This is a genomic window from Halomonas sp. KHS3, assembly GCF_000830495.1.
Taxonomy (GTDB): Bacteria; Pseudomonadota; Gammaproteobacteria; order Pseudomonadales; family Halomonadaceae; genus Vreelandella; species Vreelandella titanicae.
Genome location: NZ_JWHY01000002.1, coordinates 380,115 through 393,344, shown reverse-complemented (window position 1 = coordinate 393,344; position 13,230 = coordinate 380,115). Strand labels below are relative to the sequence as shown.

Genomic DNA, 13,230 nt, shown 5'->3' with positions numbered 1-13,230 from the left:
ATTAAGCTCCAATTAAACCATGACCTGTCAGGTCTTCAATTAGGGCCTTAACTCGCTCAGCCAATTGAGAGGTTGTGACATTCGATGTATTAAATTGCGCTCGACTAGTGGTACCGCTTACACCTCCCCAGCCTCCTTTGCGTTGGCCCAGTACTTTAGTACCGGCTATTTGTAATCCCGTGTCACTTACCGGATTGGCAATATTAAGGGCTCCGCCGGTAATGCTGAGGGTAGTATTGCCCCCCACCAAGCTAACTCGACGGGCTCCGTTGGAGTACCAGGAAAGACGCTGTGTGACGCCAAGACGCCCGACTTCATTGTCAGCGAAAACCGCTTCGTCTGTTTTGAAGGCATACTTGAATACACCACCGTGCGAGGTATGAGCTCGGGCGAAGCGAAGGCCACCAATGCTTCCAGAGGAACTAATTGGCGCATCTACACGGATGGCCTCTCCATCATTTCCAGTGTTGCGTACGATGGAACCAGCTTCAAATCGGAGCCCGGTATGAAATCCGTTGTTATCTCCACCTTTAGTATTTCGGCCTACAGTTAGGGCGCTACCGAATCGGTTAGTGTCAGCTGATCGATCAGCCATGCATACCCGGACAAGCTGGTGGTTAGAGCCATATCCAGGATCATAGGTTACATTGGCATTAAGCTCAGCTGCATGGCTAGCTTCACTACTCTGCACTTGGCCGGAAAAATAACCCCAAAGAGCATACCCGCGACCACCTGGGGTTACCCGAGAACAGCGAGCATGAATCCCGATGGAGTCTCCGGATCCACCAGTGGCTCGGGCATTTCCAGTGATTGCTGCGCCGTATGCGTTACCGGTGACCTTAGTTAACTGTGAGTACAGCCCACCTTGTTCCCATTCCGATGAATTCTGGTTGCGGTTAGCAGACGAGTACTTCTGAAGAAATAAAATGGGGTTAGGGTCAGTGGTTGGCTGATTACGTAGCCCTCCCTGTATCAGCTGATACAGCGGGCTGTTGTAATTGCCGTAAATGTTGTCAGGCAGGTCTGTAATGGCGCCGGAAAGAGGCTGGGTTTCGTTAATACGAACTACGCTCATAAAATTCTCCTATTGCTTAGGTTTAGTATTACTTAGGTATAGATAGATTCAGTGTTTATGCATTCCCCGGTTTAAAATAAACGCGGAATCGAATAGTAGTCTTTATTCAATTGATTACATGCGTGGGCTAGGCTCAGGGGGCTATCACCTCCTTATCTTGGCTCGGTTTGATTTGTCATCGTAAGATGCTGTTTTGAGAGAAACTGTATGGTGAGCAGATAGGTTAAATAGGAATTTCTTCTTCAAGATCGTTATATTGCTGCGGATCAGGCGTGACTTACTGCTGTTGATTCGGCAGCCCCTGCAGTGGAGGCTGGTTTAGCGTTGACTGCTAACTGGGCTGGTTTGCCAAGTCTGTCCCTATTGCGGTCGACAGTCCGCGCTATTCTCTGCCGAGTGGGCGGACATATGCCCCACTGCGCAGTCAGCGCGGCCTTTCAGCATTCCCAGCATTTCGACAGCCCTGGGCGGCGTATTCCTAGCAACCTCTTGTGAGATGCAATCCCCTACGGGCGGCTAGGATTATCGAATTGTTAAAGAGCATCCACGTTTCCCGGTGGTGCGGGTAATGCTGCTTGCAATGAATCCAAACATACAAGATAAAGTTGTAATAGCAAGCACAAAACAAGTTTTATCAGGTATTATTACAAGAAATAGATGTAACCAACTGAATTGCAGGCGAAAAAAAACCGCCTCAAAAAGGCGGTTTTCTTACAAAAAAGACTTGTTACGAAAAAGTTTCCCACCAGAATACACGCCCAATTATCTTCGGTGCTTCTGGATCGCCAATCGAATACACTTCCTCCGGAAATTCCTCGTGATTTTCGCTGACTACGCGCATGCGGTTAAGTGGTAATCGGTAGAGCTTCTTGACCCGAAGCATGCCGTCATGGTCTAGCGCGTATATCTTCCCATCAATTATGTGGCGGCAGCCTTTATCGATACCGATAGGCGAGCCATCTATAATTATAGGCTCCATAGAATTACCGGTAACCGTGGCGCAACCAGCGTTACAAGGCTGGACATTTGCCCTGGCCAAACGTTGAAGGCTAAATCGCATTGTGCGACCGTGATTTTCTATTACCTGGGTTCTTCCGCTTCCTGCTGCCATTTCAACCTCACGAAAAAAAGGCACCTCAATCTCATCGGGCGGTATTTCACCCTCTTCTTCGTATAGCTCCGTCTTGTGTAGAACCACCTCATCTTGCACACCCTCTACCATGGGGCCTTGCTCCAGGATAAGCCACTGCGGTCTCACATTTAACTGCTTCGCCAATGAGTCTATGCGCTTGTGGCGGGGCATCGTACCACCTGATTCCCACTGTTGAACCGACTGCGCAGAAACGCCAAGCATCTCGCCAAGCTGGGTCTGGGTAAGACCACGTCTTTCACGGGCTATTTTAAGTCGTTCTGAAAATTCCATTGGTTTGCTCAAAGCGCTTTTGACTGAATGATATAAATTTTCAGCAGTGTACAAGGCAAGCTTGTGACAAGCTAAACAAGATATACTTGTAATTAAAAAATTACAGGCTTACTCTGATTACAGGAAATACTTGTGCACTGAGCTGAGATGCCGAAAAGGCACTCGAACAGGCAACCACGACCTTGACCGGGGATTGCGGTGTTTCTCAGCAGTAGCGCGAGTCAGGAAATATTCCTCCTGCCTACGTTCAGGTGGACATTTCTACGTGTACTGGCGCCGCAACCTCGCCCGATCATCGCCCTAGTATTTTTTTTGGAACACTCAGTTACCCGGGTGCTAACCCAAAGTGGACGTGATGTTTGAGATAGAAATATTCAGATGAAGCAAAAACCTTAGCATTGCGTATTAATGAGATAGGTTCGACCTATGATGAAACAACTCATAATTTCACATCGTGAGGCGTTGGAGACCTACATGCCCCGAATTACTCCCCAAGCCACTGACGGCAAGAATGTATGCGCATTTCTCGACGTGCTGGCGTTTGCTGAGATAGGCAAGCCCATGCTTCAAGACCCCCGCACTGATAACGGCTACCGAGTGATTGTCGGCTCTATCCCAAGCAAGTTGATCCTAATGGATCACTACACCGACCACCCTCGCCAAAGCGTGAAAGTGCGTAAAGGGCTGTATTCTACAGCTGCTGGCCGATACCAGCAGTTGAGCCGCTTTTGGCCTCACTACCGCATCAAGCTTAACTTGCCCGACTTCGGGCCAATTAGCCAAGACCGTTGTGCAATTCAGCAAATCCGTGAACAGCACGCCTTGCGCTTAATTCAGGCGGGCGAGATCGCCGAGGCCATTCACCGCTGCAGGAATATTTGGGCGTCGCTGCCAGGGGCTGGGTACGGCCAGCATGAGTATTCGCTTGAGCGCCTGCTGCTGGAGTTCAAACGCGCCCACGGTGAGCTGTGCACTAACGACCAAACTTGGTACGAGCGCATCAAGCTTCGGAGAGTGGCGTAATGACTCAGGAACGCAATGTGAAACCTTCAATATTTGAGCGCCATATGCAGACAGGAATCCAGGTGCTGTTAGTAACGCTGATCATTTGGGCTGGCTCTGAACTGGTGAAACTCGGCCAGCAGTCGGTAGTATTAGAAGAGCGCCTGACTATGCAGGACTTGATGCTTCAGGAAATGCGCCATGAGCTGAAAAGCTGGGGCGATACGTACTACCGCACAGTGGATGCGCGCCGTGAGCTTGATAATATCGAGGGGCGTATCAATAACCTAAATAGCCGAGTGTCAGCGCTGGAGGGCTTGCGATGAACATAGCGACTAAAGCGTTATCTGTTATCACTGGCCCGCTGTTTAGCGTGATCGACAAGACGTTGACCGACAAAGATGAAGCGGCGCGGCTTAAGCACGAGATACAAACTCAATTGATCGATGCGGAAAACAGCGCTCTCAAAAGCCAGATGCAAGTCGTGCTTGTTGAGGCTGAAGGCGAAAGCTGGCTGCAACGCAACTGGCGTCCCATCTTAATGCTTACTATCGTAGCGATCGTCGCTAATAACTATCTGATCGCGCCTTACCTATCCGCCATGTTTGGCGTGGGCCTGACGCTGCCATTGCCCGAAGCACTCTGGAACCTGATGACGCTTGGCGTCGGTGGTTATATCGCGGGACAGACTGCCGAGCGCGGCATATCGACATGGCAAAACGGGCAAGTAGCTCAAGAGCAGGCAAAAGCTCAGCACAGCATTTACCAACAGATTCCAAAGCAGTAAAGAGTTTCGCTGCCCGGCAATGCTGCCAAGCTGTGATATATCGCTTGGGCCATGCCGTGAGGCACAGCCAAAAAACCGCCCAACACATTGTCTTTCAGTTTTATAAGTGGATATAGGGCATTGAACAATTAGTTGAGTATGTGTGTTACGTATTACAGCTGGCTCGTATACGGGTTGGATGAAACTACCAACAATCAAAACCGATAACGGCGCTAGCTCATTTGCTTCTACAGAGCAGTCCAAAGTGCTGAAGCTACTCTATTAACCCTGGATCACGGCTCGCCAGTATTGAAGAACCTTTCCTTCAGTTTTTGAGTGGTGAGGAGCCGGATCATGCTAACGAATTACTTGGCAGAGTGATTACCCCTTTCATGTAAGGCGCCACACGGCCTTTAATCACTACCCGCTCTCCTGCCACTACGCAGCGAAGTTCATCTTTTCGGGCACCACCCTGGCGCGCCGTTAGCTCACATTTGCCCAGCCGTTTCGCCCAATAAGGTGCAAGCGAGGTGTGCGCCGAGCCGGTAACGGGGTCTTCTTCCACGCCTACTTTGGGGCCGAACCAACGGGAGACAAAGTCTACATCGCTGCCTTTCGCAGTAACGACAATGCCGCGCCCTGGAAGGCGCTTCAATTGCTGCATATCCGGCGTTAGCGATTCGATCAACTGCGCATCGTTGATCACCACCACAATATCGTCGGATATCAGCAGTTCATTGATCTCGCTAAGCCCAAGCGCTGCCATTACCTCGACTTTCATCGCCAACGACTCCAGCGCCTTCGCGGGAAAATTCATGGCAAGTTCGTCGTTTTCACGCTGCACTAAAAGCTGACCGCTACGCGTCTCAAAATGCAGTGTTTGGGCGGTATCGCCCAGCGCATTAAAAATCACCCACGCCGCTGCAAGCGTGGCGTGGCCACATAAATCGACTTCAACAGAAGGGGTAAACCAGCGCAGATGGTAGCCCGTTTCGGCAGGTACAAAAAAGGCCGTTTCAGAGAGATTGTTCTCCGTGGCGATAGCCTGCAACAACTCATCGTCAAGCCACGCATCTAGTGGGCAAACCGCCGCAGGGTTGCCTTCAAAAGGCTTGGATGCAAAGGCATCCAACTGGTAGAGATCGAGTTTCATGGTATGACTCGGCTTGTTATTAAATAAAGAAAGCAAAAACGATAACGTGCAGCGCTGTGGACACCAAGCGATGTTAGCTAATTAACCGTAAGCTAATCCTATGCCCCCGTCACCAGCCATACCCGGCAGTGCAGTCTGTACACCGAGCGGGGTATCATCAGTGACACCCTGCCCATTCCCTAAACGAACAGCTTTTAATAACGTTCCTGATAAACAAGTAAGGAGAATTTAATGCCCGCTTATATCGTAATGACCCGCGAACATACCCACGACGCCCAGGAAATGGAGCGCTACAGCGAGAAGGCAAAAGCCGCTCGCGCAGGCCACGATCCGCAACCGCTCGCTTTTTATGGTGGTTTTGAAGTGCTCGAAGGTAGCGCTATGGAAGGTGCGGTGATTCTGCGCTTCCCGGATATGGCTGCCGCCCGCGCCTGGTACCAAAGCCCCGCCTACCAGGAAGCCCGCAAGCACCGCTTCCAGGGTGCCGACTACCGCGTGTTTATCGTTGATGGTCTAACAGAAGCCTAAATACCAAAACGCCCCGCCTTTAATGTTCAAGTCGGGGCGTTTTGCCGTTGCTTTACCTCTGGGATATAGGCGGAATTACATCACCAGCGATAGCTCACTTTCGCGCTGATTTCGCGACCCGGATTATAGTAATCGGCCGTGCTTGAACCGACCACGTGCTGCTCGTCGAGCAAGTTGCTGACGTTGACGGCTAGGTCGGCGTCTTTAGTGAGCTGGTAGCTGAAGGCCGCGTCAAACAGCGTTGCCGCACTGCTCTTTGACGTATTGGCGACATCAAAGTAGTAGGAGCCAATGTAACGGGCGCCGAGGCCTACACTCATATCCTGGCTTGGCAAGGTATAGTAGCCCCACAGCGACGCCGTATGTTTGGGTGCTGCGGTGAACTCCTTACCCTCTCTGGCTGCGTTGCTGTCGCGTACCACTTCCGACTCCATATAGGAGTAACCACCGGCCACGCTAAAGCTATCGGTCAACTCAGCCTTCGCTTCCAGATCAAGACCCCGTACGCGGGACTCACCCACGGTTTCCCGCTCGATAACGCCATTGTCCTGTACAACCGAGATGGTGACGTCGTCCCTGGTTAGGTCATAGATGGCCGCCGAAAACAGCGCATTCGTACCAAAGGGAGAATATTTCGCACCAATTTCGTACTGCTCGCCCCGTTCGGGATCGACACCAATCGTGGGCGGTGCGACCGACTCCACCATGCTGACATAGGTAGAGATTTCGTCGGTGACCCGATAGGTCAGCGCACCGCGAAGTGAGGTCTCAGAGAAGTCATCGGAATCGGTAACGCCCGCCATGTTGGTGCTTGAGACATCCATCGAGTCGTTGCGCACACCCGCTGTCACGATGAATCGGTCATAGAAGGACAAATTCTGGGTCAGGAAAACCGACTCGGTGGTGAAGTCCTGCTTGTTGCGGCTATAGACGTTCGGGCTACTCGGGGCACCGCTAAAGACAGGATTTGCGATATCAATGGAGGTCGCATCCCCGTAAAACGAACGGTCTTCGGTGGAAGCATCGCGATACTCGACACCCACGAGCGTGCTGCTATCGACCTGATCAAAGCGGGCGTCGTATTGCAGGATAGCGTTGCCGATCAACTCCTGGGCTTCGTTGTCCGTTCCAAAATAGTCGCGATCCACCACGCTGCCAACTCGCGCCGCGGAGTCAGTGATATAAACGTAGCCGAAGTCATCAGTCAGGTCGCTGTAGCGCAGATTACCCCGCAGCGTCAGGCCGTTGTTGAAATCATGGGTGAGCTGCCCGGTGAGGCTGGTACGCTCAACATCGTGATAATTAAAACCAGGCTCACCAAAGAACTCGCTGCGATCGTACCCCCGGTCGAGCGGATAACCACCGCTGTTGGGGGTGTCATCACGCTTCAAGTAATCGAAGATAACACTCGCTGAGGTGTAATCTGTCGGCTCCCAGGCCAAGCCACCCATCAGGAAACCATTGTTGTCTTTGGAGTGATCGTATTCGCGGTCGCTGTCTCGGAGGGTGCCGGTAAAGCGGTAGGCCACTGTCTCGTCAGCGTTCAGCGTGTCACCCACATCAACACCGGCTTCTTTTGCGTCAAATGAACCGTAGGAGAGATACCCCTCTCCAAAACGCTCAAAGCGTGGCCGTTTGCTCACGAAGTTGACCGAGCCACCCGGATCCGCCGGGCCAAACAGGGTGGAGTTGGCGCCGCGCAATACTTCAACGCGCTCGTAGGCGTAAGGCTCTTCGCGTACACCGCGCATTGAGCCTAGCGTCAGCCCGTCACGGTAAGTGGTGGCCTCGAATCCGCGAATTTTAAAATAGTCGTTACGGTCATCGGTGCCGTAATAATCAGTGAGCACGCCTGGCGTATATTGCAGCACTTCCTCGGTGGTAGAGGCGTTGCGCTGCTCAATCTCCTTCTCAGTGACGACCGACACTGAAGCGGGGGTATCAAGGATACTGGTAGCCACCTTACCGCCGCCCCATAGCTCTTGGGCCACTATCGAATTGGCATCATCATCAGCGTAGGCCTGAGCATTGACGATAATGGGAGCAAGGCGATAGCCCTCATTATCTTCACTGCTCTCGCCGGTTTCCTGGGCGTTCCCAATCATGGGAATAGTCACCAGCGTCGTGCCGCACAGAATGGCGGTAGTGGTCTGCTGCCACCGTAACCAACTTGCGTTGCGCCGGACTGTGCTACTGCTATCAGTCATGTTGAAGACCCCTTGAAATGAATAAACCTGCCCTGCTCGCCTTATGGTTTTCTTTTAAAAGGCCGGAAGAGTATCCAAAGGGGGTAGCGTGGAGTCAATAGTGCTAATGCCAATCATAATCATTTATTTTGAACTATTGCTCATAATCGCAATACCCGACGACGCTGAACCACCCCGCCTATCGGCGGAACCAACTTTATCAACGACTTAAGCTTTTGGAGGAAGCGATAGCGCTGTTGATGATACCGCTCGGGCGAAATGGGCCAAGTTAAGCAATGGAAAGAGGCCGCTCAATGGCACGCCCAACCTGTAGTACCTTGGCATCATCAAATGCTTTTCCCATGATTTGGACGCCTATCGGTAGCCCTTGATGATCCTTACCGAACGGCACGGTCAGCGCGGGCAGCCCGGTCACATTGGCGGGTGCACATAAGCGCACATACGCCTCGGCAACACTCTCTTGACTGCCGTCCTCCCAGGTAAAGGTTTCCTGCTCTATACGCGCTGCTGTCTGAGGCACGGTTGGCGCCAGTAGAACGTCGACTTCTGCAAACAGGAAACCCCAGCGCTGTGCAATCAGGTGCCGGGCACGCTGTGCCTTCAGATAGTCTCCGGCAGGAAGCAGTTGTCCGGCTTCGAGCAGAGTACGTACATCATCACCGTATAGCGATGCCGATTGGCGTATGTCCTTGGCGTGTACAGATGCCGCCTCAGCCACCATCAGGCCCCACTGGGTCGGAATGAGGTAGTCAGCCAGCGGAATATCCACCTCCACCAGCACAGCTCCCTGCTGTTCCAGATGCGCTGCCGCACGCCTAACAGCCGCGGCGACTGGCTCCGCAACGTGGTCAAAGTAATAGTTGCGCGGGATACCAACACGCAGCCCTTGTACACCCGACTCTGCGTTGGTACCGAAAGAGGCAGGCGGAGTACGGCTAGCGGGGTCGCGCGCATCAAAGCCCATCACTGCCTGCAATAACAGGCCAACATCCTCTACCGTGCGTGCCATAGGGCCCGCATGATCGAGTGACCAGGCCAGGGGCGTAGTGCCGTGGCGGGAGACCAAGCCATACGTTGGCTTGAACCCGACTAACCCACAAAGTGCTGCGGGCACTCGAATCGAGCCACCGGTGTCTGTTCCCATGGCTGCCCAGGCACCACCATAGGCAACCGCTGCTGCAGAACCCCCACTGGAGCCCCCCGACGTGCGCTGGGGATCAAGCGGATTGCGCGTTTGAGGTGTGGTCAGGCCGAAAGCGAACTCATGCAAATGGGTCTTGCCCAGGAGTATGGCGCCGCCACGCAGCAAGGCATCCGTAACCGCGCTGTTGGCCTCTGCCCGATGCCCGTCCCGAACACGGGAGCTGGCAGTGGTGGGTTGGTCAGCAACATCGAACAGGTCTTTCAGCGCGATAGGAATGCCATGCAGCGGGCCACGGTAACGGCCATGTTGAATGTCTCGTTCGGCCTCAAGTGCCTGCTCACGGGCGGTTTCTTCCCATACAGATACAAAAGCGTTGATCTCTGACTCTCGTGCACCAATACGCTCCACGGCCACATCCACCAACTCTACTGGCGACAATTCGCGTGCCGCGATGGCAGCACTGGCTTGGGCCAGCGTCAGGTTTAATGGGTTTAGCATGGGTTGTTCTCCTGACTGGCATCAAAGGCAAATGAAGGAGGGTATGATTCATCGTTAGGTAATTCGTCGAGCCGGGCAATTACCGTGTGTATGTGATGCAGTACGCCGGCAATCAGTGGCGCACGTTCAGAGGCCAGGGGCAGTCCCAAACTGGTAGCCAGAGCCTGGGTTTCCTCGGCGGACATAGGAGTGGGATTTTGAACAGTCATGCTTGATTTCCTTTCTTCATTGAGGTGCGCGCTTGCATAAGCAGCAGGGTAATGGCCAGCAAGGCCAGTGCTGTGACTACCGCACCATAGACATTGACCGCGGCCAGCAAGCCGGCCTTCTGGGCCAAGTAGCCGACAGCCATCGTGGGCACGCTGTGGGCCAGATAACTTTCGATATAGAACACGCCCATCAGCGCGGCACGTTCATGGGGCTCGGCCAACGGTAGGACACTGCGCACAGCCCCAAGAAAGCTCGCGCCAAATCCAAAACCCGCAATGACCGACCCGACCAACAGCAAGACAGCGTGCCCCTGGTTAGCCCCGATCAGAATGACGACCAGCCCTGCGACTAAGGCAAGTTCGCCAGACAAAAGGGTTGTAAAAGAACTCAGCTTGCGAGCCGCCAGAACCGCGGTAGCGCCAGTGAGCGTTAGCGCTGCGACGACAAGACCACCAAGCCATGGCGTGTTCACATGTGTGACGTCAACGATCAGCGATGGCATAAGCGATAGATAAAAACCACCTAGCATCCACACTGCCATGTTCGCAGGGGTGACAGATAACAACGTCTTGCGCGCTTGCAACGGCACGGCAATGCGTGGTTTCAGGCTTGCCCAGGCACCCGGACGAGATGTCGCCGTCTCCGGCGCCAGCAAAATCAAGGCCAACATCACCAGAAAAACAGCCAGCAGCAACACGTACACCATGTGCAGCGGATCAGGCGCCAACACGACCAACGAGGTACTGCCTAGCGCGCCGGCTGCCATACCCAGCAGCGGTGAGATGCTGTTGATCACGGCCCCCCGCTCCCGACTAAAATCGAGTATCGCCGCTCCGACTGCCGCAGTGGCCATACCAGTGGCAAAGCCTTGCAGAGCGCGCGCAGCAATCAGCCAACCCGGCCCGGCAGCACCTAAAAAGCCCACCATAGCGATGATCTGTAGCGACAAAGCCAGGGCAATAACCGGACGTCGGCCAATATGATCTGACAGCCTCCCCGCCACCAGCAGTGCCAGAAGCAGAGCCAGCGCGTAAGTGGCAAAAACCACGGTCAGCAGTGTTGCGCTAAAGCTCCATTGCTGCTGATAAAGTTGGTACAGCGGGGTAGGCGCACTCGATGCTGCCAAAAAGGCAATCATTATCGCTGCGTGCAGGAAAACGGCACTGGAGGAAGACAGTCGCCAGCTCGAAGAACGGCGGGCGGTATCAGAAACGTTGATGGACATGATCCCTCTCAAAAGGCAAAATATTAGCTTTAAGGATCATAAGCCCAATAACTCACTAAAGCAAATATTTTGCTTTAGTGAGTTATTCCACCGTACCGATGAATAAGCACAGAAGGAACACATGACCAACAAACCCACTCCCCGTCCAGGGGGCCGCAGCGCTCGTATTCAGGCTGCCGTTCATCAGGCCGTTCAAGAGCTGCAACAAGAACAAGGGCGAACCGGGCTTACGGTGCCCGCTATCGCCGCACGTGCAGAAGTCACCCCCTCTACGATCTACCGTCGCTGGGGTGATCTTGCCCAGTTACTGGCCGACGTTGCCGTCGAGCAACTACAGCCGGAACAGCCGCCAGCCGATACAGGGAGTTTGCGTAGCGACTTGTTAGCTTGGCTTGTTGAATACTTCGAAGAAATGTCATCAGCCCCAGGACGGGCGATGCTCCGCGATGTGCTAGGTACAGAAGGCCACGCCTGCGCGGGGAAATGTGATGGCTTCTTGCGTCAGCAGATCGAAGTCATAAACGAACGCGCCCTCGCCAGAGGCGAGCAACCGATTGAAACAGGCCTAGTCATCCGAATAGTGGTGGCGCCTCTGATGTACCGCATCTTGTTTGCCAACGAAACGCCGACTGCGCAGGCCATAGAAGCACTTTTTGAACAGTTAGTAAGCTCAACAGATGCTTGATAAAAAAGCCCCGTGTTTTGGATAACACGAGGCTTTTAGCAAGAGCGCGCCGCCTGACCTAGGGTGCCTCGACAGCGGCACGCCCTTTGATGATAGAGCGGGCAAGCATCAGATACGCCACCGAGCCACAGGCGGCCATGGCCAGAATGACCGCTTCAAGCGTATGCGGCAACATGGCGGACAATGCGCTCAGCAGCCCGGCGACACCGAACTGTGCTGCGCCCAGAAGCGCTGCGGCCGTCCCGCCACTGGTGGGAAAGAACTCCAAAAAGCAGGCCTGAATATTCGGAGAGATCGCCCCCACCGCGCCGATGGTCAGCATCATGGCGGCGAGGAAGGCGTAAAGCGACCAATCCATAAAGGCAGCCATCACCAGCAATACTATACCCACTGCCTGACAGCCCGTTGCCAACTGCAGGATACGCAGTGACGGTAGCCTGGAAAGCAACACTCGATTGAGAATATTGAAGATAAGCATCGCGGCGATATTCGCCGCAAATAGCATTGAAAAGCTTGAAGGCGACTGGCCGAAATGCCCCTGATAGATAAATGACGCATAGGTGATGAACATCATCAAGGTAGAAAAAGAGGCAGCCTGCCAAACGATGAACGGCAGGGCCGGCTTTGTCGACAGCACCAGTTTATAACGCGCCAGCAGGCTCATCTTAGGGCTCTTCGCGCGGGATACCTTGCCCGTACCGGTAAACAGCACCCGCACCAGCAACGGCACCAGCAGTAACGCGTATACCGCCAAGGCGAAAAAGATATAGTGCCAGGAACCCAGCGCCAGAATCGCGCTGCCTACGCTCGGAGCGATCCCAGGCGCCAGCACCATGATAAAACCCATCATCGAGAACAGTTTCGCGGCGTCGCGCCCCGCCACCCGGTCACGCACTAACGCCGGTACCGAAACCAGAGTCAAGCCGGCGCCAATGGCCTGAATTGCCCGCCCGCCGAGCAGGGTGTTCAAGGAATCCGCCATACCAATGACAATGCTTGAGAGCGCAAAAATCGCCAGCCCACTCATCAATACCCGCTGGCGCCCGAAGCGGTCTGAAAGCGCGCCGCCGATTAACTGACCCAACGCCAACGCAAATACATACACCGAAACACTTAACGATACCGCCTGCTGAGAAATTCCCAGCGATTCACCAATGACCGGAAAGGCCGGCAGGTACGTATCCATGGAAAACGGGCCCAGCATCATGGTCATTGCCAGACTCAGCACCACAATGAAGGGCGTTTTAGATTGGGTCATAGAAGCTCGCGGTAAAAGGGCGTAATGATGGACAACATCAACGATATGATACCGAC

The 13,230-nt window shown here is 53.8% G+C and carries 13 protein-coding genes; 5 read left to right on the top strand and 8 right to left on the bottom strand.

Features of this window, described 5'->3' with window-relative positions; genetic code table 11:
* Position 1 precedes the first annotated feature (1 nt).
* A complete protein-coding gene (locus tag RO22_RS04075) occupies positions 2-1,075 on the bottom strand; it encodes a hypothetical protein (protein WP_027957274.1) in 1,074 nt (357 codons plus the stop codon).
* Between the two features lie 727 nt (positions 1,076-1,802).
* Positions 1,803-2,498, bottom strand: coding sequence for an XRE family transcriptional regulator (locus tag RO22_RS04070; protein WP_041157692.1), 696 nt, complete (start codon positions 2,496-2,498; stop codon positions 1,803-1,805).
* A gap of 474 nt (positions 2,499-2,972) precedes the next feature.
* Between RO22_RS04070 and RO22_RS04065 the strand changes: the two genes are divergently transcribed.
* The 3 genes from RO22_RS04065 to RO22_RS23780 are packed head-to-tail and all read left to right on the top strand — an operon-like array spanning position 2,973 to position 4,287.
* On the top strand, positions 2,973-3,521 hold the full coding sequence (locus RO22_RS04065; RefSeq protein ID WP_035538965.1) for a glycoside hydrolase family 104 protein: 549 nt from the start codon (positions 2,973-2,975) through the stop codon (positions 3,519-3,521).
* 17 nt (positions 3,522-3,538) lie between these two features.
* Entirely contained in the window at positions 3,539-3,826 is a 288-nt protein-coding gene (locus tag RO22_RS04060; protein WP_138801304.1) for a hypothetical protein, read from the top strand.
* On the top strand, positions 3,823-4,287 hold the full coding sequence (locus RO22_RS23780) for a 3TM-type holin (RefSeq protein WP_051430604.1): 465 nt from the start codon (positions 3,823-3,825) through the stop codon (positions 4,285-4,287). Before RO22_RS04060 ends, RO22_RS23780 begins: the two co-directional genes overlap by 4 nt.
* Before the next feature lie 331 nt (positions 4,288-4,618).
* Here the strand turns inward: RO22_RS23780 and RO22_RS04050 are convergent, their stop codons facing one another.
* Positions 4,619-5,419, bottom strand: coding sequence for a PhzF family phenazine biosynthesis protein (locus RO22_RS04050; RefSeq protein ID WP_041157691.1), 801 nt, complete (start codon positions 5,417-5,419; stop codon positions 4,619-4,621).
* 231 nt (positions 5,420-5,650) lie between these two features.
* Between RO22_RS04050 and RO22_RS04045 the strand changes: the two genes are divergently transcribed.
* On the top strand, positions 5,651-5,947 hold the full coding sequence (locus tag RO22_RS04045; protein WP_041157690.1) for a DUF1330 domain-containing protein: 297 nt from the start codon (positions 5,651-5,653) through the stop codon (positions 5,945-5,947).
* Positions 5,948-6,027: 80 nt separating this feature from the next.
* Here the strand turns inward: RO22_RS04045 and RO22_RS04040 are convergent, their stop codons facing one another.
* The 4 genes from RO22_RS04040 to RO22_RS04025 form a co-directional block, all read right to left on the bottom strand.
* On the bottom strand, positions 6,028-8,154 hold the full coding sequence (locus RO22_RS04040) for a TonB-dependent siderophore receptor (protein WP_041157689.1): 2,127 nt from the start codon (positions 8,152-8,154) through the stop codon (positions 6,028-6,030).
* Positions 8,155-8,422: 268 nt separating this feature from the next.
* On the bottom strand, positions 8,423-9,796 hold the full coding sequence (locus RO22_RS04035; RefSeq protein ID WP_041157688.1) for an amidase: 1,374 nt from the start codon (positions 9,794-9,796) through the stop codon (positions 8,423-8,425).
* A complete protein-coding gene (locus RO22_RS04030; protein ID WP_041157687.1) occupies positions 9,790-10,005 on the bottom strand; it encodes a hypothetical protein in 216 nt (71 codons plus the stop codon). The genes RO22_RS04035 and RO22_RS04030 overlap by 7 nt, the downstream gene beginning before the upstream one ends.
* Positions 10,002-11,231, bottom strand: a complete 1,230-nt coding sequence (locus tag RO22_RS04025; RefSeq protein ID WP_084625240.1) for an MFS transporter — start codon at positions 11,229-11,231, stop codon at positions 10,002-10,004. The genes RO22_RS04030 and RO22_RS04025 overlap by 4 nt, the downstream gene beginning before the upstream one ends.
* A 121-nt stretch (positions 11,232-11,352) precedes the next feature.
* On the opposite strand from RO22_RS04025, the gene RO22_RS04020 reads away from it, so the two are divergent.
* The gene (locus RO22_RS04020) at positions 11,353-11,916 is read left to right on the top strand and encodes a TetR/AcrR family transcriptional regulator (protein WP_041157686.1); all 564 of its coding nucleotides are present in this window, start codon (positions 11,353-11,355) and stop codon (positions 11,914-11,916) included.
* 58 nt (positions 11,917-11,974) lie between these two features.
* Here RO22_RS04020 and RO22_RS04015 read toward each other — a convergent pair whose 3' ends face one another.
* A complete protein-coding gene (locus RO22_RS04015; protein WP_041157685.1) occupies positions 11,975-13,174 on the bottom strand; it encodes a multidrug effflux MFS transporter in 1,200 nt (399 codons plus the stop codon).
* Positions 13,175-13,230: the final 56 nt, after the last annotated feature.

Coding starts and splice junctions, on each gene's coding strand:
- RO22_RS04075 (WP_027957274.1), bottom strand. CDS start 1,075: ATGAGCGTAGTTCGTATTAACGAAACCCAGCCTCTTTCCGGCGCCATT.
- RO22_RS04070 (WP_041157692.1), bottom strand. CDS start 2,498: ATGGAATTTTCAGAACGACTTAAAATAGCCCGTGAAAGACGTGGTCTT.
- RO22_RS04065 (WP_035538965.1), top strand. CDS start 2,973: ATGCCCCGAATTACTCCCCAAGCCACTGACGGCAAGAATGTATGCGCA.
- RO22_RS23780 (WP_051430604.1), top strand. CDS start 3,823: ATGAACATAGCGACTAAAGCGTTATCTGTTATCACTGGCCCGCTGTTT.
- RO22_RS04050 (WP_041157691.1), bottom strand. CDS start 5,419: ATGAAACTCGATCTCTACCAGTTGGATGCCTTTGCATCCAAGCCTTTT.
- RO22_RS04045 (WP_041157690.1), top strand. CDS start 5,651: ATGCCCGCTTATATCGTAATGACCCGCGAACATACCCACGACGCCCAG.
- RO22_RS04040 (WP_041157689.1), bottom strand. CDS start 8,154: ATGACTGATAGCAGTAGCACAGTCCGGCGCAACGCAAGTTGGTTACGG.
- RO22_RS04035 (WP_041157688.1), bottom strand. CDS start 9,796: ATGCTAAACCCATTAAACCTGACGCTGGCCCAAGCCAGTGCTGCCATC.
- RO22_RS04030 (WP_041157687.1), bottom strand. CDS start 10,005: ATGACTGTTCAAAATCCCACTCCTATGTCCGCCGAGGAAACCCAGGCT.
- RO22_RS04025 (WP_084625240.1), bottom strand. CDS start 11,231: ATGTCCATCAACGTTTCTGATACCGCCCGCCGTTCTTCGAGCTGGCGA.
- RO22_RS04020 (WP_041157686.1), top strand. CDS start 11,353: ATGACCAACAAACCCACTCCCCGTCCAGGGGGCCGCAGCGCTCGTATT.
- RO22_RS04015 (WP_041157685.1), bottom strand. CDS start 13,174: ATGACCCAATCTAAAACGCCCTTCATTGTGGTGCTGAGTCTGGCAATG.